This window comes from Tardiphaga robiniae (assembly GCF_013359755.1).
In the GTDB taxonomy this organism is placed as follows: domain Bacteria; phylum Pseudomonadota; class Alphaproteobacteria; order Rhizobiales; family Xanthobacteraceae; genus Tardiphaga; species Tardiphaga robiniae.
The window spans coordinates 749,201-767,932 of sequence record NZ_JABMCJ010000094.1 but is presented as its reverse complement, the minus strand read 5'-3'; the positions used below and the strand labels follow the sequence as shown (position 1 = coordinate 767,932).

General features: G+C 62.3%; 15 protein-coding genes. 9 read left to right on the top strand and 6 right to left on the bottom strand.

Annotation, left to right across the window (positions count from 1 at the left end; translation table 11 throughout):
• The first annotated feature begins 123 nt into the window (after positions 1-123).
• Positions 124-1,233 carry a CoA transferase gene (locus tag HP556_RS29895; protein WP_175369579.1) on the top strand — a complete coding sequence of 370 codons (1,110 nt, stop codon included), beginning with the start codon at positions 124-126 and terminating at the stop codon, positions 1,231-1,233.
• Positions 1,234-1,410: 177 nt separating this feature from the next.
• Here HP556_RS29895 and hppD read toward each other — a convergent pair whose 3' ends face one another.
• Positions 1,411-2,535, bottom strand: a complete 1,125-nt coding sequence (hppD, locus tag HP556_RS29890; protein ID WP_175369578.1) for a 4-hydroxyphenylpyruvate dioxygenase — start codon at positions 2,533-2,535, stop codon at positions 1,411-1,413.
• 133 nt (positions 2,536-2,668) lie between these two features.
• Here hppD and HP556_RS29885 point away from each other — a divergent pair, with 133 nt between their 5' ends.
• The 3 genes from HP556_RS29885 to HP556_RS29875 all read left to right on the top strand — a co-directional run bounded on the left by HP556_RS29885 (position 2,669) and on the right by HP556_RS29875 (position 6,122).
• On the top strand, positions 2,669-3,145 hold the full coding sequence (locus HP556_RS29885; RefSeq protein WP_175369577.1) for an Lrp/AsnC family transcriptional regulator: 477 nt from the start codon (positions 2,669-2,671) through the stop codon (positions 3,143-3,145).
• 142 nt (positions 3,146-3,287) lie between these two features.
• Entirely contained in the window at positions 3,288-5,720 is a 2,433-nt protein-coding gene (locus HP556_RS29880) for a spermine/spermidine synthase domain-containing protein (RefSeq protein ID WP_175369576.1), read from the top strand.
• A 90-nt stretch (positions 5,721-5,810) separates the two neighbouring features.
• Complete coding sequence (locus HP556_RS29875) at positions 5,811-6,122, top strand: DUF1272 domain-containing protein (RefSeq protein ID WP_175369575.1); 312 nt, start codon at positions 5,811-5,813, stop codon at positions 6,120-6,122.
• A 9-nt stretch (positions 6,123-6,131) separates the two neighbouring features.
• On the opposite strand, the gene hmgA is transcribed toward HP556_RS29875, so the two are convergent.
• The 4 genes from hmgA to HP556_RS29855 all read right to left on the bottom strand — a co-directional run bounded on the left by hmgA (position 6,132) and on the right by HP556_RS29855 (position 10,427).
• Positions 6,132-7,478, bottom strand: a complete 1,347-nt coding sequence (gene hmgA / locus HP556_RS29870) for a homogentisate 1,2-dioxygenase (protein ID WP_175369574.1) — start codon at positions 7,476-7,478, stop codon at positions 6,132-6,134.
• A 1-nt stretch (position 7,479) separates the two neighbouring features.
• Positions 7,480-8,433, bottom strand: a complete 954-nt coding sequence (locus HP556_RS29865) for an MBL fold metallo-hydrolase (protein WP_175369573.1) — start codon at positions 8,431-8,433, stop codon at positions 7,480-7,482.
• Positions 8,434-8,601: 168 nt separating this feature from the next.
• Positions 8,602-8,817 (bottom strand): DUF2783 domain-containing protein, encoded by a 216-nt coding sequence (locus tag HP556_RS29860; protein ID WP_089266733.1) that lies wholly within the window; start codon positions 8,815-8,817, stop codon positions 8,602-8,604.
• The gene (locus tag HP556_RS29855) at positions 8,814-10,427 is read right to left on the bottom strand and encodes an FAD-dependent oxidoreductase (RefSeq protein WP_175369572.1); all 1,614 of its coding nucleotides are present in this window, start codon (positions 10,425-10,427) and stop codon (positions 8,814-8,816) included. The genes HP556_RS29860 and HP556_RS29855 overlap by 4 nt, the downstream gene beginning before the upstream one ends.
• Positions 10,428-10,571: 144 nt before the next feature.
• Between HP556_RS29855 and HP556_RS29850 the strand changes: the two genes are divergently transcribed.
• Positions 10,572-11,045 carry a MarR family winged helix-turn-helix transcriptional regulator gene (locus tag HP556_RS29850; RefSeq protein ID WP_089266730.1) on the top strand — a complete coding sequence of 158 codons (474 nt, stop codon included), beginning with the start codon at positions 10,572-10,574 and terminating at the stop codon, positions 11,043-11,045.
• Between the two features lie 4 nt (positions 11,046-11,049).
• On the opposite strand, the gene HP556_RS29845 is transcribed toward HP556_RS29850, so the two are convergent.
• The gene (locus HP556_RS29845) at positions 11,050-11,862 is read right to left on the bottom strand and encodes an N-acyl homoserine lactonase family protein (protein ID WP_089266728.1); all 813 of its coding nucleotides are present in this window, start codon (positions 11,860-11,862) and stop codon (positions 11,050-11,052) included.
• A gap of 266 nt (positions 11,863-12,128) precedes the next feature.
• Between HP556_RS29845 and HP556_RS29840 the strand changes: the two genes are divergently transcribed.
• The 4 genes from HP556_RS29840 to HP556_RS29825 all read left to right on the top strand — a co-directional run bounded on the left by HP556_RS29840 (position 12,129) and on the right by HP556_RS29825 (position 18,728).
• Positions 12,129-13,631, top strand: a complete 1,503-nt coding sequence (locus tag HP556_RS29840; RefSeq protein WP_175369571.1) for a caspase family protein — start codon at positions 12,129-12,131, stop codon at positions 13,629-13,631.
• A gap of 237 nt (positions 13,632-13,868) precedes the next feature.
• Positions 13,869-14,525 carry an OmpA family protein gene (locus HP556_RS29835; RefSeq protein WP_089266920.1) on the top strand — a complete coding sequence of 219 codons (657 nt, stop codon included), beginning with the start codon at positions 13,869-13,871 and terminating at the stop codon, positions 14,523-14,525.
• 229 nt (positions 14,526-14,754) lie between these two features.
• Positions 14,755-15,618, top strand: coding sequence for an efflux RND transporter periplasmic adaptor subunit (locus HP556_RS29830; RefSeq protein ID WP_175369633.1), 864 nt, complete (start codon positions 14,755-14,757; stop codon positions 15,616-15,618).
• Positions 15,618-18,728: an efflux RND transporter permease subunit gene (locus HP556_RS29825; protein WP_089266725.1), complete on the top strand. Its 3,111-nt coding sequence runs from the start codon at positions 15,618-15,620 to the stop codon at positions 18,726-18,728. Before HP556_RS29830 ends, HP556_RS29825 begins: the two co-directional genes overlap by 1 nt.
• The last annotated feature ends 4 nt before the right edge of the window (positions 18,729-18,732 follow it).

The window sequence follows — 18,732 nt, the reverse complement described above, 5'->3', positions numbered from 1 at the left end:
GCAGCATGGCCGCATGCAGGATTGCGGCCAAAAGCTTCTTGCCCTTGTCACCTCCAGCATAGACAGTTTCCGGCAAATCGGCCCGTCGCCATCGACGGCCAAGATCAAGCATGGGAAACACAAGTGCAGGACACCACCATCGCGTCGTCGCGATCACAAACCAAAGCCACCGGCCCGCTCAAAGGCACACGCATCGTCGAATTCGCGGGCATCGGCCCCGGTCCGTTCGCCTGCATGCTGCTCGCCGATATGGGCGCCGAGGTGATTACGCTGGTGCGGCCGAAGCAGATGCCGAAGGGCGCGGCGTCGCGCGGCCGCAAGGTCATCGAGGTCGATCTCAAGGACAAGGCCGCCATCGCACAGGTGCTGTCGCTGCTGGATAGCGCCGATGCGCTGGTGGAAGGTTATCGGCCCGGCGTGATGGAGCGCCTCGGCCTCGGGCCGGATGTGGTCCTCGGCCGCAACAAGAGACTGGTCTATGGCCGCATGACCGGCTGGGGCCAGCATGGCCCGCTGGCGCAGGCCGCCGGCCATGACATCAATTACATCTCGATCACCGGGGCCCTCGCCGCGATCGGCGGCGCCGACAAGCCCGTGCCACCATTGAATCTCGTGGGCGATTTCGGCGGCGGCTCGATGTATCTCGTCATGGGCATGCTCGCCGCCATGCTGGAAGCCAGCCGCTCCGGCCAGGGGCAGGTGGTGGACGCCGCCATGTGCGACGGCGCGGCATCCTTGATCACCATGTTCTTCGACATGACCGCGGCCGGTCGCTGGAAGGAAAGTCGCGAGAGCAACATGCTCGATGGCGGCGCGCATTTCTACGGCGTCTACGAATGCAGCTGCGGCAACTTCATCTCGATCGGCTCCATCGAGCCGCAATTCTATGCCGAGCTGCGCGAACTCGCCGGGCTTTCGGAGGCTTGCTACGACAATCACATGGACTCGAAGAATTGGGCCGCGGTGAAGGACAAGCTCACCGCGGTGTTCAAGACCAAGAGCCGCGATGAATGGTCAAAAATCATGGAAGGCACCGATGTGTGCTTCGCACCGGTGCTGACCATGTCGGAAGCCACGAAACATCCGCATATGGTGGCACGCGAAGTCTTCATCCAGCACGAAGGCGCGACACAGCCGGCACCCGCACCGCGGTTCTCGCGCACGCCATCAGTAGCACGGCCGGCGGTGAAGGTGGAGCTGGGTGATGCGGTGAGGGAGTGGCAGGGCGCGTAGCGCCTGTTCTTATCCCTCCCCCGCGCTTGCGTGGGGAGGGTGGCCGGCCGAAGGCCGGTCGGGTGGGGGAGCCCCACGTGACGTCGGTGTGTGGGAAACACCCCACCCGTCTCGACCGCTTCGCGGTCGATCCACCCTCCCCACTGCGCAGCTGCGCTGCTTGGGGGAGGGAGAAGATTACGCCGCCGTCTTATCGCCGACGTGCAGCACACCGCGCCTGATCTGATCTTCTTCGATCGACTCGAACAGCGCCTTGAAATTCCCCTCGCCGAATCCGTCATCGCCCTTGCGCTGGATGAATTCGAAGAAAATGGGTCCGATCGCATTGGCCGAGAAGATCTGCAGCAGCACCTTGGTCTCGCCGCCTTCGACCACGCCCTCGCCGTCGATCAGGATGCCGTTCTTCTGCAGGCGCGGCACGTCCTCGCCATGCTTCGGCAGCCGCGCATCGATCTTCTCGAAATAGGTCACAGGCGGCGCCGGCATGAAGGGCAGGCCATCGGCGCGCAGCTTCTCGATGGTCGTGTAGATATCCGTCACACCGCAGGCGATGTGCTGGATGCCCTCGCCGTGATAGGTGTTGAGATATTCCTCGATCTGGCCGGCATCGCCGGCATCCTCGTTGATCGGAATCCGGATCTTGCCGTCAGGGCTGGTCAGCGCACGCGAGAACAGGCCGGAAGCGCGGCCTTCGATGTCGAAGAAGCGAATCTGACGGAAATTGAACAGCTTCTCGTAGAAGCCGGTCCAGACATCCATGCGGCCGCGATGGACGTTGTGGGTGAGGTGATCGAGATAGAACAGGCCGGCGCCCTCAGGACGCGGATTCTTGGCGCCCAGCCATGCGAATTCATGGTCATAGGCCGAGCCCTTGGCGCCATAGCGATCGACGAAGTACAATAGGCTGCCGCCGATGCCCTTGATGGCCGGCACGTCGACCGTCTTCTGCGCTGCGATCACATCCGCCGGCTCGGCACCGAGCAAGATCGCGCGGTCATAGGCCGCCTGCGCATCGACGACTCGGAACGCCATTGACGGCGCGCAGGGGCCGTGCGCGGCGACGAAATTGAAGCCGTGAGTTCCGGGCTCTTCGTTGACGAGATAGTTGATGTCCCCCTGACGATAGACCGTGATCTTCCTGGTCTTGTGCTTCGCGACGGGCACGTAGCCCATCAGCCTGAACAGCGCGTGGAGTTCTTCGGGCCTCGGATGCGCGTATTCGACGAATTCAAAGCCGTCGGTGCCCATCGGATTATGTGCCGAGATGGTGGCAGCCGGCGCGTCGTGCGGAAACGGACCCATGGTGATCTCCCGAAGCTGATTTGCATTATCGCTCGCCTGGAGTGTCGGTCGTTTGCGACGCAAGGTGCATGCAAATTCGGATGGAATATGCGATATTCATGCACGGTTCACGCATGAAAGAGGCTTTTGACGCATGATCCCGGTAGACGCCTTCGATCTCAAGATGCTGACCGCCCTGCAGGAAGATGGCCGGCTGACCAACCAGCAGCTCGCCGATACCGTCGGTCTGTCCGCCTCGCAATGCTCGCGGCGCCGGATGCGGCTCGAAGAGGAGAACGTGATCTCCGGCTATCACGCCGATTTGTCATCGGATGCTCTCGGCTTCAACGTCATCGCCTTCATCCAGGTGCAACTGGCCACCCACTCGCCGGACAATGCCAAGAAGTTCCGCACGCTGGTGCAGCGGGTCGACGAGGTGCAGGAGGCTTACTCGCTAACCGGCGATGCCGACTACGTGCTCAAGGCCGTGCTGCGCGATCTCAAGGGACTGTCCGACCTCGTCAACAATGTGCTGATGCCGCATCAGAGCGTGGCGCATGTGCGCTCGTCGATCGTGCTCGACCGGTTGAAGGAAACATCGAAACTGCCGCTGAAATCGGCCCTCGCCTGAGCGCCAGAGGCCTGCGACACAGCGGAATTTGCAACCGCCGATTGATCAGTTCTTAACTCGAAGCGCCTACAACACCCGTCTGGTTCCGATCCGAATTGATTGGACACTCGATACTGCCAAAGCATTGCTGGAAAGAGCAGAGATGGGTGGACGCGACGCAGGCACGACCGAGAATGCCAATCACCGGCTCGTTCGCTTCTTCTGCATCTGCCTTGGCACCCTCGTCTTCGCCTATTCTCTGCTGGCATTGCGCCTGTTGTTCGAGAGCGACGGCATCACCGCAACCGATGGTCTGCTGACACTGGTGCGCGTGTTGCTCGGCGCAGCGGCGCTGGCCATCATCATTTCTCCGCCCGTGATCGCAAAGCCGCTCGGCCGCCAGATCACGCTGCTCGGCACCGATTTCGAAGCCGGCTATGCGAGCATGAGCACCAAGGAGAAGGTACGGCTGATCGTGCTCGTCACCATGGTGAGCCTGCTGCTCGAACTGGTGATGATCCGCTGGCTGGCGTCAGTCTTCCCAGTGTTTTCGTTCTTCAAGAATTTCACGCTGCTGGCGTGCTTTCTAGGCCTTGGCGCCGGCTATGCCGTGTCCGAGAAACAACCCTGCGCACCGGCGCTGGTGCTGCCGATGCTGGCGCTGTTCGTCAGCGTCATCACGCTATTGCGCTACGATATCGGAGCCGGCAACGGATTCTTCACCGGCCTGCCGATGCATGAACAGACCTCGATCAATATCGATATGGATCGCCTCGACTGGCTGTCGCTGTTTGCCCAGAGCATTCCCGTCTATTTGCTGTTGGCGATGAGCTTCGTGCTATGCGCCTGCATCTGCTATCCGGTCGGCCAGCTCTGCGGCAAGCTGCTGCACGCGACCGGCGCCCTGCAGGCCTACGGCCTCAATCTCGTCGGCAGTATCCTCGGCGTGCTGGTGCTGTTCGTCATGAGCCTGTTCTGGCTACCTCCGGTGATCTGGTTCACCGCGGCCGGCGGCATCCTGCTTGTCTTCGTACTGTCGCGGGATGTCCGCTCGCCGATCGGCATTGCGAGCTTCTGCGTGCTGCTCACGGTGCTAGCCTGGCCGGTGCAGCCGGAGACCCAACGGATCTACTCGCCCTATCAGCTGCTCGAACGCATGGCGAAATCCGACGGATTGATGAATATCCTGTCGGGCGGCTCGTATTATCAAAAGGTGTTTAACCTCGCGGAGAGCCACCGCAGCATTGAATCCGCCGAGGACCGCTATGTGCGGACCTATTACGAGTTCCCGTTCAATTTCAAAACCAAGCCGGAACGCGTGGCCATTGTCGGCGCCGGCAGCGGCAACGACGTTGCGGCGGCGCTGCGCATGGGCGCGTCCCATGTGGACGCCATCGAGATCGATCCCGCCATCATCCATCTCGGCCGCAGCAATCATCCGGAACACCCCTATGACGATCCGCGGGTGACCGTACATATCAACGACGCGCGCAACTTCTTCCGCACGGCGCAGCAAAAATACGACCTGATCATTTATGGCGTGCTCGATTCCCACACGGCGCTCAGCCATGCATCGAACCTGCGCGTCGATTCCTATGTCTATACCCGCGAGGGCATCGACGAGGCCTTCCGCCTGCTCAAGCCTGACGGCGTGATGTCCATTGCTTTCGCGCTGCCGAACGAGTCGCTCGGCTTCAAGCTGTCGCATATCCTGCAGGGTCTGCCGGGCGCCGGCAAGCCGCTGGCCATTCGCGTGCGTTACGATTCGAGCACGACGACGGCCTTCGTCGTGCAGAAAGGTCGCGATGCCGTGCTGCCGAACATGGAGGCCTTCGCGGCCATCGGCTTCACGGACGTGTCGCAGCGCTATGCGCAGCCCTATCCTGAAGCCAGCATCCCGACCGATGACTGGCCGTTCTTCTACATGGTCAGCCGGACCTATCCGACCAGCTACATGATCGCGCTCGGCATGGTCATGTTGCTGAGCACGATGTTCGTGCGCAAGACCATCGGCCTCAATGACCCAATCGAACGCGGCTACCTGCCATTTTTCTTTCTCGGCGCCGGCTTCATGCTGGTCGAGACCAAGGCCATCACCGAACTGGGCCTGCATCTCGGCGGGACCTGGTTCGTGATCGCAGCGACCATCATCATGGTGCTGGTGATGGCCTTCCTGGCCAACCTCATCGTGCAGCGAAACGCATTTCAGCGCACCAATCTCGCTTATGTGGGCCTGATCATCAGCCTGCTCGTTGGCTACTTCTATGCGCGTAACCACACGCTGATCGCCTTTGCATCGCCATGGGCGAATCTCGCGCTCAGCGGCGTGCTGCTGACGATCCCGCTGTTCTTCTCGGGCATTATCTTCTCGAGCCTGATCGGCAGGGCGAGCGTCAATATCTCGACCGCACTGGCCTATAACCTGATGGGCGCGCTGTTCGGCGGCTTGATGGAATACAACTCGATGTATTTCGGCTTTGCGTTTCTGTACCTGCTGGCCATCGGCTTCTACGCGCTCGCCTGGCTGTTCTCACGCAATCCCGGCATCGCCTGGGCGCGACGGCTCAACATCCCGCGCACGGGCGCAGCATCGTAGCACCCGCCTTCCGGCGTCAGGCCGCCTGAGAGTTCACGAACCATCGCGGTTCTGCCAAGATCGGCGCAACAAACCGATTGGGAGAGAACGATGGCACTGGCGCTGCGGCCAAACTGTGAATATTGCGACAAGGATCTGCCGCCCGCGGCACGCGATGCATTCATCTGCACTTTTGAATGCACGTTCTGCGCGGACTGCGTGGAGAGCAAACTCTTCAATGTCTGCCCAAATTGCGGCGGGGGTTTTACGCCGCGACCGATCCGCCCCGCCACCGAATGGCGGTCCGGCCTGTCGGTCGCCAAGCGCCCGGCGTCCGACAGGCGCGTACATCTCTCAAAGAGCCCTGAAGACATCGCAACGCATGTCGCGCGCATCAAGGACGTGCCGCCCTGGGAGCGATAACGTGAGCACCTAGCGCTTGTTCGGATCGAAGCGCTTCTCCAGGCCCTTCCAGCAATCCGCATAATCGCTCTGCAGCGTCGCCGTCGTGGCCGCGTGTTCCGTAACGCGCTGCGGGTAGCGGGTCTCGAACATGAAGGCCATGGTGCCGGTGAGCTTTACGGGCTTCAACTCGCCATTGCTGGCGTGATCGAAGGCCTCGCGATCCGGACCGTGCGGCAGCATCATGTTGTGCAGGCTGATGCCGCCCGGCGTGAAGCCCTGCGGCTTGGCATCATAGACGCCGTAAATCAGGCCCATGAATTCCGACATGATGTTCATGTGATACCACGGCGGCCGGAACGTGTTTTCCGCCACCGCCCATCGCTCCGGGAAAATCACGAAGTCGATGTTTGCCGTGCCTGCGGTTTCCGACGGCGAGGTCAGTACCGTGAAGATCGACGGATCCGGATGATCGAAGCCGATGGCGCCGACCGGCGAGAAGGTCCGCAGATCGTATTTATACGGCGCATAGTTGCCGTGCCACGCGACCACATCGATCGGCGAATGCGGCAGCACCGTCTTGAACAGCGTGCCGCCCCATTTCACATAGAGCTCGGTCGGCGTGTCCTTGTCCTCATAGGCGGCCACCGGCGTCAGGAAGTCGCGCGCATTGGCAAGACAATTGGCGCCGATGGGCCCGCGCTCCGGCAGCGTGAAGGCGCCGCCATAGTTCTCGCAGAGATAGCCGCGCGCGGCGCCGCCGGTGAGTTCGACGCGGAACTTGACGCCGCGCGGGATCACCACGATCTCGCCGGGCTCGGCATCGATGCGGCCGAATTCGGTGACGAACAGGAGATTGCCCTGCTGCAGCACGAACATCATCTCGCCATCGGCATTGTAGAAATGCTGATCAACCATTGACTTGGTGATCAGATAGACATGCGCCGCCATGCCGGCCTGGGTGCCGGCGTCGCCGGCCGTGGTCATGGTCTGCACACCCTGCAGGAAGGTCATGTCCTCCTTCGGGATCGGCGCCGGATCCCAGCGCAATTGCGCGATCGGCAGATCGTTCTCGTGACACGGCGCGGTGCGCCACAGCTTGCTATCTGCCTTCTCGAAGCGGCCGGAATGTTTCACCGACGGGCGAATGCGATATAGCCAGGACCGTTCATTGGTGCCGCGCGGCGCCGTGAAGGGCGAACCGGAGAGCTGCTCGGCATAGAGCCCATAGGCCGCGCGCTGCGGCGAGTTGCGGCCGATGGGCAGCGCGCCGGGCAGCGCCTCGGTTTCGAAGCTGTTCCCAAAGCCGGACATATAGCCCGGCGTGACGTTGACGGTGTTGCGGCTGATTAGATCGGGATTGGTGGTGATGTTCATCTCATCCTCCTTGGAGCGCGGCCCACATTTCGCGGTCGCGCTTGTCGGTCCAGATCACGGGGTCGTCGATCCCCGACGCTTCATCGAAGGCGCGGGATACATTGAACGGCAAGCAGTGCTCGTAGATCGCAAAGCTCGAGAACTTCTTGTCCATGACCTCGCGGGTCGACGCCATGGTCTCCTTCAGGCTGCGTCCCTTGGCGACCGACAGCTCCGCCGCGCCATAGAGCGACATCACGAAGTCACGCGTCATCGCGATCGCCTCGCGGGTCGTTTCCAGTCCCTTCAACGCATCACCGCGACCCGGCGCAATTGCTTTCGGGTTGAACGCGCGGATCTCGTTCAGCGTCGACGGCCATTCGCGCAGCAGCGCATCACCGCAGTAGCAGGCCGAGTGATATTCGATGAGATCGCCTGAGAACATGACTTCGGCATCCGGCACCCAGGCGACGATATCGCCCGACGTATGACCGGCGCCGAGCTGCATCAGGCGCACCTCGCGCTTGCCGAGGAAGATCGACATCTCGCCTTCAAAAGTGAGCGTTGGCCAGGTCAGACCGGGAATGCTCTCGGCATCCTGGAACAGACGCGGGAAACGCCCGAACTCGGAATCCCAGTCCTGCTGGCCGCGTTCTTCCACCAGCCGATAGGTCTCCTGCGACGCGACGACACCCTGCGCCTTGTAGGCAGACGCGCCAAGCACGCGCACCGCATGATAATGCGACAGCACGACATATTTGATCGGCTTGTCGGTGACCGTCCGCACCCGTTCGATGACCTTGTTGGCCATCGCCGGCGTCGCCTGCGCGTCGAACACGATGCAACCGTCATCGCCGACGATGACAGCCGAGTTCGGATCGCCCTCGGCCGTAAAGGCATATAGATCGGTACCGATCTCCGAGAAGGTGACCTTCTTCTCGGTCATGTCGGTCGTGGATGCGAAACCCTTGGTCATTCGTTCTTTTCCTTCTTGAATCTCAAACCGTCATTCCGGGATGCACGTAAGTCGGCAGAGCCGACGTAGTGCAGACCCGGAATCCCGAAATGGTTGCGCGTTGAACATATCGAGATTCCGGGTTCGCGTGCGGCTGACGCCGCCCTCGCCCCGGAATGACGAGTTTTGTCATTTCTCGTCCCTCACATTCGGCAGCCGCCGCTTCGCCAGCGCTATCGCGTCACCGAGCACAGCGGCATCGCCGATATGATTGGCGAGGATCAGCACGAGTGCCGTATCGAGCGCCGCGCTTTGATCGTCGGTCAATCCGCGATGTGCCTCGACAATCGCACGATAGGCGTCGTCGGGGCTGGCGAAATTGGACGTCGTGGATAGTGCTGTCATGACGGCCTCCCGCTGGCACGCGCGACCGCAGCCTTGATCGCCTGCGGCGTCGGATGCCGGAAACGCGCCGCGACATAACCATCGGGCCGCAGCAGATAGGCGGCACCCGGATCGGCGCCGTAGCGTGCCTTGAACAGTCCGGTCTCGTCGCGCAGCGCCGCATCGTCACCGACGACCAGACGGGCCACGCCCTCGGGCAGTTCGATCGCCTGACCATCCGAGTGCAATACGGTGAAACCGCGACCCGCCCCCGCGAAACATTCCGAGAGAAATACATGTGCGCCGTCGTCAGTCGCGAGCGGCGCATCCGGCATATGCGCGCCCGGCTGAGGACCGACCGACCAGTCGTCGCTGTCGACCGTCGAGAGCGGCGTCTGATAGACCGACGGCACGGACAGTCGCCCGCCATTGATCATCCGCTTGGCGAAATCGGCTTCCCTGGCGAGCGACAGTATTGCCTGCCGCATGCGCTGCTCCTGCTTCGAATGCGGCGCGATGAAATCCGTCGCATGGGTCGAGGCCCGGATGTTCTCGTCTGCTGCCGGGCCACGCTCGGCGTCATAACTTGCCAGCAGCGACGTCGGCACATCGTCGGCCAGCACCAGTGCGAGCTTCCAGGCGATATTCTCGGCATCTTCGAGGCCGGAATTGGCGCCCCGCGCGCCGAACGGCGACACTTGATGCGCGGCGTCGCCGGCGAAGATCACGCGCTCATGCAGGAAGCGCTGCATGCGGCGGCACTGGAATTTGTAGACCGATATCCACTCGAAATCGAAATCGTCGTGACCGAGCATGCGCGCGATGCGCGGACGCACCTTCTCCGGCTGCCGCTCCGCGACAGGGTCGGCATCGGGCCCAAGCTGCAGATCGATACGCCAGACATCGTCGGGCTGGCGATGCAGCAGTGCGGACTGGCCGGAATGGAACGGCGGATCGAACCAGAACCAGCGCTCGGTCGGGAATTCCGCGGTCATCTTGACGTCGGCGATCAGGAACTGATCCTCGAACACCTCGCCGGAAAAGTCCGCGCCAACCATGCCGCGCAGCCCGGAGCGCGCACCATCGCAGGCGACGACATAGTCGGCGCGCAGCGTGTATGGCCCATCGGGCGTCTCGATGGTGAGTTCGGCGTGATCGTTGTGCTGCGCCAGCGCGATGACCTTGTTGCGCCAGCGCAGATCGATCTCCGGCAATTGATGCACGCGATCGACGAGGAAGGATTCAGCGTAATATTGCTGCAGATTGATGAAGGCCGGCATCTTGTGGCCGGTCTCGGGCAGCAGATCGAACTGGTAGAGCATGTCCGGTCCGAGAAAGATCTTGCCAACCTTCCACACCACGCCCTTGTCGATCATGCGATGGGCGACGCCCAGGCGATCCCAGTATTCGAGCGAGCGCTTGGAGAAACAGATCGCGCGCGAGCCGTCACCGATCCGATCGGCATCGTCGAGCAACACCACGCGCTGGCCGCGCTGCGCCAGATCGATGGCCAGCGACAGGCCGACAGGGCCAGCACCAACAACCACTACGGGATGATGCGCCGCAGCGGCAGCTGATCGCGCCTGATCGGCATGGCGGCGATAGGCAAACTGGCGGACATGTTGCGCCATGGCTCAGCCCCCGCCCTGCAACCGGATGTATTTTCGGATCAACGCTGGTCTGGCCAACGGATCGCACTCCCTCTAAGATAGTCTCATTTGCAACCATCTAAACGCCGGACCCGTGGCGGCGTCAACAGCAGAATTGGTGGCTCCGTGGCGAAATTCGACCTGTTTCAGTTCGTTCCGTTCCGGCTCAACCGGCTGGCCGCGGAGGTCAGCGCCGCACTGTCCGACGAGTATCAGGTACGCTATGGGCTCGATATTCCGGAATGGCGCGTCATCGCCACGCTGGGCTTTCGCGACGATGCCTGCAGCGCGCAGTTCATTTCGCAATGCACACGCACCCACAAATCCACCATCAGCCGGGCGGTGACGGCCCTGCTGGACCGCGAACTCATCGAACGGGTCGAAAACGAAGACGACCGCCGCGCCTTCGAACTGCGTCTCTCCGCGAAAGGCACAGCGCTCTATGAAGAACTGATCCCGCGCCTGCTCAGCAAAGAGCGCGACATCCTGTCATGCCTGACGGCGCAGGAGCGCAAGGACTTCGCCGCTGCACTCGGCAAGATCGAGCGTAGCCTCGACCTCGTGCAGACCCGGCATGGGCAAAAGGCCGGCGCCTATTGAGAGATTAGTCTTTCACAAAGGAGCGCGATGGCATCTCGTGCAGCGCATAGGCATCGGCCTTGCTGCCCTCGACGCGCGGATAGAGCTCGCGCACCAGCGGATCATGGCCGGGAATGATGCGATCGGGGTGGCCGGCAAGGCGCTCGCAGGTGGTCCAGCCGTCGCACATGTCACCGATATTGTAGACAATCGGAAACGGGCTGCGGCGCTGCATATTGCCGTAATAATGCGAGGCATCCGATGCCAGCACAACGGGGCCCCGCGCGGTCTGCACGCGCACGATCTGCAAACCATCGGAATGGCCACCAACGCGGTGCAGCGTGACGCCCGGAGCAACCTCGCCATCGCCATTGTGGAACGTGACGCGCTCATTGAACACGTGTCGCACCATCAGCGTGACGTCTTCCGCCGAGAACGGATGCCGCAGCAGCCCGTTGCACATGCAGCGGCCCGTCGCGTAGCTCATCTCGCGGTCCTGCAGATGGAACCTGGCATTGGGGAGGCGATCGAGATTGCCGGCATGATCGTAATGCAGATGCGTGACAATGACGTCGCGGATGTCCGCCGCGCGAGCGCCGAAATCGGCCAGCGCGTCGATGGGATTGATCGTGAGCTTGCGGCTGCGCTCCTTCGAGGCGGCTTCGTTGAAGCCGGTATCGACAAGAATGTCGCGGCCACCGCCGCGGATCAGCCAGACGAAATAATCTAGATCGGCCGCTGCGGTCTCATGGGGATCGGGTGCGAGATAATTCATCTGCGGCGTCCGCGGCGTCATCGTGGCATAGCGGATCGCATAGATTTCGTAAGTCACGCTCATTCGTCCCGTCCCATTCCCGATCGTTGTTATGCGCAACAAGCCATTGCTGCCGGGAAAGGTCAAACCGTTCCAGCCACCGGAATGACCGGGAACCAGGACTGTACGACAACGCCAGACGCGTGGTGAATTGATGCGATAGCTGGCGCCCACACAGCACGTTGACAGCCGCGATCACGCCGGTTTGATAATGCGAATGGCGTGGATTAGTGTCGCTGCGGCGCAAGCCGCAGCTTGGACAGCGCCCTCAAGTGTGGACCGGTTTCATTATGAAAATGCGCATTGCTCTGATCGCTCTCCTGACGTTTGCCGCCACGCCCGTCTGGCAGGCCTCCGCCGCGGAAGATCGGACCCACCGGATCGCACTGGTGATCGGCAATGCGAAATATCCGGACGCCGAAGCTCCACTCAAGGAGCCTATCAACGACGCCCGCGACGTCGCCGCCGAATTGAAGCGTGACGGATTTGAGGTCGATACCGGGGAAAATCTCGGCGGCGAAGGTATGCGCCGGGCGCTCGACAAATTTTACGGCAAGGTGAAGCCCGGCTCGGTCGCCCTGGTGTTCTTCAGCGGCTTCGGCATCCAGTCCGCGCGCCAAAGTTACATGATCCCGGTCGATGCCCAGATCTGGACCGAGCCCGACGTGCGCCGCGACGGCTTCAGCCTCGAGACCGTGCTGGGCGAGATCAACGGCCGCGGCGCCGGCGTCAAGATTGCGCTTTTGGACGCATCCCGCCGCAATCCGTTCGAGCGCCGGTTCCGCAGCTTCTCCGCCGGGCTCGCTCCGGTGATCGCACCGAGCGGCACGCTTGTGATGTATTCGGCGGCGCTGAGCTCGGTCGTCAGTGATGGCGGCGGCGATCACGGGTTGTTTGTCAGTGAGCTACTTAAGGAAATCCGGGTTCCAGATCTCACCGCCGAGCAGACGCTGAACCGGACCCGCGTCAACGTCACCCGCGCGTCGCGCAGCGAGCAGGTGCCGTGGATTTCGTCGTCGCTGGCAGAAGACTTCTCTTTCATACAGGGAACGCGCCCGGCATCCGCCGCTGTGGCAGAAGCCAAACCGGCTGATCCGGCGCCGGCTGCGACACCGCGCCCCGCTGCTGTGGCCAAGCCGGAAGTCGTCGCGGCACCTGCAGCACCAGCACCTGCTGCACCCACGCCTGCCGCTCCAGCAGCAGCAGCACCACCTGCGCCGGCCGCGGCACCGACTCCTGCTCCCGCCGTCGCCGCCGAAGTTCCTCGCGACGAAAACAAGATCCTGCTGGCGCTGGCGGAGGATCCGACCGTCAAATCGCTGAACGTCAAGCTGACCGATAATCCGGAAGACGCCGGCGCGCTGTATCGCCGTGGCCAAGTCTATGCCAGCAAGGGCGCCTATTCCGCTGCGATCAAGGATTTCGACGCCACGATCAAACTGAATCCCAAGGATGTCGAGGCCTACAACAATCGTTGCTGGGCGCGCACCGTGACCGGTGACCTCGCCGCCGCGCTCAAGGACTGCAATGAAGCCCTGCGCCTGCGCCCGAATTTTGTCGATGCGCTGGACAGCCGCGGCCTGGTCAACCTCAAGAACGGCCAGAGCAAGAACGCCATTGCGGATTTCGACGCTGCGCTGAAGATCAATCCGCAGCTGACCTCATCGCTCTATGGCCGCGGTCTGGCCAAACATCGCCTTGGCCAGACGGCTGAAGGCGATCTCGACATTACCAATGCCAAAGCCATGGACCCGGACATCGTCAAGGAATTTGCCAGCTACGGCGTTCGATAGAACGGCGTCCGATAGGACAGCGCGATAACACGCCATCCGATGATCCCCAGAGGTCGGCAGGATTTCGCAGGAAAGTCGCAAGAAAATCGTAGGAAAGTCGCAAGCCCGGTTTGAACCTGCGGCGCGCGAGCGGACACTATTGATGGCAAGCCGGAAGCCATCCTGAAGCGATCCGGCACCAGATTTTGTTGGATTTGATTCAAGCGCGTTTTGCGCGCCGAAATGAAGGATGCACCTATGTCAAACACATCCGCACGCCCCGGCTTCAAGGCACTTCGCACGATCGCCATGATCAGCGTCGCCCTGTCGCTGACCGCAGGCATCGCCGCAGCGGCTGAGGAAGTGACCTCCGACCAGATCCTGCGCGCATTGGCGCCGAAGAAGCCACTGACCCGCGGTCTGTCAATGACACCGCCGGCCGAGCCGGCCGTCAATGCCGCCGAAGGCAAGTTCGTCGACTCCCTTCGCAATCGCAGCACACGATCGCTGTCGATCGGCGAGCGCGAGCAGATCGCCGCCGTCGCCCAGACCAAGCCGGCGATCGATCTGGAAATTACCTTCGACTACAATTCGGCGAATATCAGCAAGAAGTCGCTGTCCTCGGTGCAGGCCCTCGGCAAGGCGCTGAGCAGCGAAGACCTCAAAGGCGCGACCTTCGTGGTCGCCGGCCATACAGATGCGGTCGGCGGCGAAGAATACAACCAGGATCTCTCCGAGCGCCGCGCCGATGCCATCAAGCGCTATCTGACGGACAAATACGGCATCGCCGGCGCCGACCTCGTCACCGTTGGGTATGGCAAGGGCAAGCCGAAGGCCGGCGTTGCGCCGACCGATCCGTCCAACCGCCGCGTTCAGGTGGTGAATATGGCGAACAAGACCACCGCATCCCAATAGGCTCGGTGGTACCTCTGAGCTTGCTGCGGATTGCCGCACCACAGCGTTCCGCGCCACGCGGGACGCTGTTTGCTGTGGTGATCGCGGATATCCTGTATAGATTGCCCCGACCTGCCGCCGCACCGATCGAATGCCCCTGGTGCTCCGTAATACCAAGTGGATCGATCTCGCAATGAAGGCTTTTGCCTGCTTCTCCCCCTCTCTCGCATGTCTGTCGCTGGCGGCCACCATGGTCGCAACCACCTCTATCGGCTTCGCCGCTGAACCCGCACCCGCCGGCTCCGCTTCGCCGAATGGCGCCATGGTGATCGTTGCCAAGGCCACCAATGCCTGCTTCTCCGATCTCGTGCGGGTGACCGGCTTCGTGGTTCCGCGCCGCGAGGCCGTGGTCGGCGTCGAGACCGAAGGTTCTAAGGTCTCCGAAGTGCTGGTCCGCGAAGGTGACACCGTCACCGAGAACCAGGAACTGGCGCGGCTGATACCGCCGCCGACGGCAGGCAATGCACGCCCGAATCCTGTGACGCTGCGCGCCCCCGCGGCAGGTCTGGTTACCTCCGTGAACACCATCGTCGGCGCGCCGGCCTCGCCGCAGGCCGGGCCGATGTTCAGGATCGCCATCAACAACGAACTCGAGCTCGATGCAGAAGTGCCGAGCATCCATATCCTTAAGCTCAACCCCGGCGTCACGGCGCGGATCAGCCGCGACGATCAGCCCGATATTTTCGGCAAGGTGCGGCTGGTGTCGCCACAGATCGACCGCGTGACGCAGCTCGGCCATGTCCGGCTGTCGCTGGCCAGCAATCCGTCGCTCAAGGTCGGTGTCTTCGCCCGCGCGAGCATCGACGCCAAGCGCAGCTGCGGCGTCGCGATCCCGCGCTCGGCGATCGAACACTTCATGGTGCAGCTCGTGAAAGGCAACACCATCGAGACCCGACGGGTAAAAGTCGGGCTGGTGTCCGATACGTCGACGGAAATTCTTGAAGGCGTCGAGGTGGGCGACATCGTCGTCGCCGATGCCGGCACATCACTTCATGACGGCGACAAGGTCCAGACCATGTTCGCCGATGACCTCGATCGATCGCGGGTGCGTTAATGGCAATGAATATCTCGGCATGGTCGATCCGCCATCCGCTTCCGTCCATCGTTTTCTCCATCATTCTTCTGGTACTCGGCTGGATCAGCTTCACCAAGCTAGCGATCACGCGGCTACCGAGTGCAGACATTCCGGTGATCTCGGTCGCCGTCTCGCAGTTCGGCGCGGCGCCCGCGGAACTTGAAGCGCAGGTCACCAAGACCATCGAAGACGGCGTCTCCGGCGTCGAAGGCGTGCGACACATCTCGTCGTCGATCACCGATGGCCTGTCTGTCACGACGGTGCAATTCGCACTGGAAACCAATACCGACCGCGCGCTGAACGACGTCAAAGACGCTGTCACGCGCGTGCGCGCCAACCTCCCCCAGAATGTCAATGAACCGCTGATCCAGCGCGTCGACGTAATCGGCCTGCCGATCGTGACCTATGCGGCGATCTCGCCGGGCAAGACGCCGGAGCAACTGTCGTGGTTCGTCGATGACGTGGTCAAGCGCGCGTTGCAGGGCGTGCGCAACGTCGCGCAGGTCGAGCGCATCGGCGGCGTCGAGCGCGAAATCCTCGTCTCGCTCGATCCCGATCGCTTGCAGGCCGCAGGCCTTACCGCCGTCGATGTGTCCAGGCGCCTGCGCGGCACCAATGTGGACCTCGCCGGCGGCCGCGCCGAAATCGGCAAGAACGATCAGGCGATCCGGACGCTGGCGGGCGCGAAGACGCTGAACGAACTCGCCGGCACCATGATCAGCCTGCCCTCTGGCGGCGAGGTGCGGCTCGAAGATCTCGGCACAGTCACCGACACCATTGCCGATCGCCGCACCTTTGCGCGTTTCAACGGCGAGCCCGTGGTGGCCCTGGGCATCAAGCGGTCCAAAGGCGCCAGCGACGTGGTGGTCGCGGCGGCTGTGCAGAAGCGCATCGATGCGCTGAAGGCATCCTATCCCGATGTCGATCTGAAATTGATCGATACGTCGGTCGACTTCACCAAGGGCAATTACGAAGCTGCAATCTCGACACTGTTCGAAGGCGCGGCGCTTGCCGTCATTGTGGTGTTCTTCTTCCTGCGCGATCTGCGCGCCACGGTCATTGCCGCGATCTCGCTGCCGCTATCGATCTTCCCCGCCTTCTGGGCGATGGACCTGCTCGGCTTCTCGCTCAACCTCGTGAGCTTCCTCGCCATCACGCTGTCGACAGGCATTCTCGTCGACGACGCCATCGTCGAGATCGAAAACATCGTGCGGCATATGCGGATGGGCAAATCGCCCTATCGCGCCGCGCTGGAAGCAGCCGACGAAATCGGCCTCGCCGTGATCGCCATCAGCCTCACCATTATCGCGATCTTCGCCCCGGCCAGCTTCATGTCGGGCATCGCCGGACAATTCTTCAAGCAGTTCGGCATCACCGTCTCGGTGCAGGTATTCTTCTCGCTGCTGGCGGCGCGCTTCGTCACACCTGTGCTGGCGGCCTACTTCCTCAAGGATCACAAGCACGACGATCCACCGCCGGGACGCCTGCTGCAAGCCTACAACAAGCTCGTGACCCTGTCGGTGAAGCGCTACTACGTAACGGTTCTGTTCGGTCTCGCCGTCTTCGCATTGTCGATCTGGAGCATCCAGCTGCTGCCGCAGGGCTTCCTGCCGGCCCAGGACACCGCGCGTTCGCTGATGGCGATGGAATTGCCACCGGGATCGCAGCTCGCTTACACCGAGAAAGTCACAGAAGACATCGTCGCACGGCTCCGCAAGCGACCTGAAGTGAAGAGCGTGTTCGTCGATGGCGGTCACGTCCCGCCCGGCACCTATGAAGTGCGGCGCGCAGCTCTGATCATCAACTACACCCCAAAGAGCGAACGCGACAGCGCACATACGCAGCGACTGCTCGAACTCGATATCAGCAAGGAACTCGAAAGCGTTCCGGATATCCGTTACTGGTTCCTCGACGAAAACGGACTACGCGCCATCTCGCTGGTGGTGACTGGCACCGACAGCAATATCGTCGCCAATGTCGCCAGCGAACTGGCGACGCAGATGAAGCGCATTCCACTGATCTCCAACGTGATCTCGGAAACCTCGCTGGATCGTCCTGAGCTGCGCGTGCAGCCGCGTGCCGATCTCGCGGCACGGCTCGGCGTCTCCACCGAGAGCCTGTCGGAAACCATCCGCGTCGCCACCATCGGCGACGTTGGTCCGGCCCTGGCGAAATTCGATGCCGGCGACCGCCTGGTGCCGATCCGCGTGCAGCTGGAAGATACCGCACGCGCCGACTTCCAGATCCTCGAACAATTGCGGGTACCGCTTGGCGGCGGCCGCGGCGGTGTGCCGCTCTCCGTCGTTGCCGACATCAAGCTCGACCAGGGACCGACCAGCATCAACCGCTACGACAGGGAACGGCAGGCCACCGTGGCCGCGGATCTCGTGGGCACCGCCGCACTCGGCGATGCCCTGAAGAAGATCTACGAACTGCCGGTCATGAAGAGCCTGCCGAAGAATGTCAGCGTCAAGCAGTCCGGCGACGCCGAAAGCCTGAACGAACTCGCGGATGGTTTCGCCACCGCGATCTCGGCAGGCCTGATGATGGTCTATGCGGTGCTGGTGCTGCTGTTCGGCACGTTCCTGCAGCCGATCACCATCCTGTTCTCGCTGCCGCTCTCGATCGGCGGCGCGATCCTGGCGCTGCTCCTGACGGGCAAGCAACTGACGACGCCGGTCTGGATCGGCATCCTGATGCTGATGGGCATCGTGACCAAGAACGCCATCATGCTGGTGGAATTTGCAGTGGAAGCCATTCGCGAAGGCAAGCCGCGAGAGGTCGCGATCATCGATGCCGGCATGAAGCGCGCGCGGCCGATCGTGATGACCACCGTTGCCATGGTCGCTGGCATGATGCCGTCCGCACTGGCCTTCGGCGCCGGCGGCGAGTTCCGCTCTCCGATGGCACTTGCTATCATTGGCGGGCTGATCTTCTCGACGGCGCTGTCGCTACTATTCGTGCCGGCGATGTTCATGATGATGGACGATGTCGGACAATTGGCATGGCGCTTCGGGCGCAAGCTGCTGGTGTCGAGCGGCGAGGAAGACCCGCAAAACGGTCAACCCCCCGCCGTCCCGCACAAATAGGCAA

Bases quoted from the DNA above. Each gene is read 5' to 3' on its own strand.
- HP556_RS29825 (WP_089266725.1), top strand. From the start codon at position 15,618: ATGGCAATGAATATCTCGGCATGGTCGATCCGCCATCCGCTTCCGTCC.
- HP556_RS29855 (WP_175369572.1), bottom strand. From the start codon at position 10,427: ATGGCGCAACATGTCCGCCAGTTTGCCTATCGCCGCCATGCCGATCAG.
- hmgA (WP_175369574.1), bottom strand. From the start codon at position 7,478: ATGAACATCACCACCAATCCCGATCTAATCAGCCGCAACACCGTCAAC.
- HP556_RS29885 (WP_175369577.1), top strand. From the start codon at position 2,669: ATGATCCCGGTAGACGCCTTCGATCTCAAGATGCTGACCGCCCTGCAG.
- hppD (WP_175369578.1), bottom strand. From the start codon at position 2,535: ATGGGTCCGTTTCCGCACGACGCGCCGGCTGCCACCATCTCGGCACAT.
- HP556_RS29880 (WP_175369576.1), top strand. From the start codon at position 3,288: ATGGGTGGACGCGACGCAGGCACGACCGAGAATGCCAATCACCGGCTC.
- HP556_RS29860 (WP_089266733.1), bottom strand. From the start codon at position 8,817: ATGACAGCACTATCCACGACGTCCAATTTCGCCAGCCCCGACGACGCC.
- HP556_RS29875 (WP_175369575.1), top strand. From the start codon at position 5,811: ATGGCACTGGCGCTGCGGCCAAACTGTGAATATTGCGACAAGGATCTG.
- HP556_RS29840 (WP_175369571.1), top strand. From the start codon at position 12,129: ATGAAAATGCGCATTGCTCTGATCGCTCTCCTGACGTTTGCCGCCACG.
- HP556_RS29835 (WP_089266920.1), top strand. From the start codon at position 13,869: ATGTCAAACACATCCGCACGCCCCGGCTTCAAGGCACTTCGCACGATC.
- HP556_RS29845 (WP_089266728.1), bottom strand. From the start codon at position 11,862: ATGAGCGTGACTTACGAAATCTATGCGATCCGCTATGCCACGATGACG.
- HP556_RS29830 (WP_175369633.1), top strand. From the start codon at position 14,755: ATGGTCGCAACCACCTCTATCGGCTTCGCCGCTGAACCCGCACCCGCC.
- HP556_RS29865 (WP_175369573.1), bottom strand. From the start codon at position 8,433: ATGACCAAGGGTTTCGCATCCACGACCGACATGACCGAGAAGAAGGTC.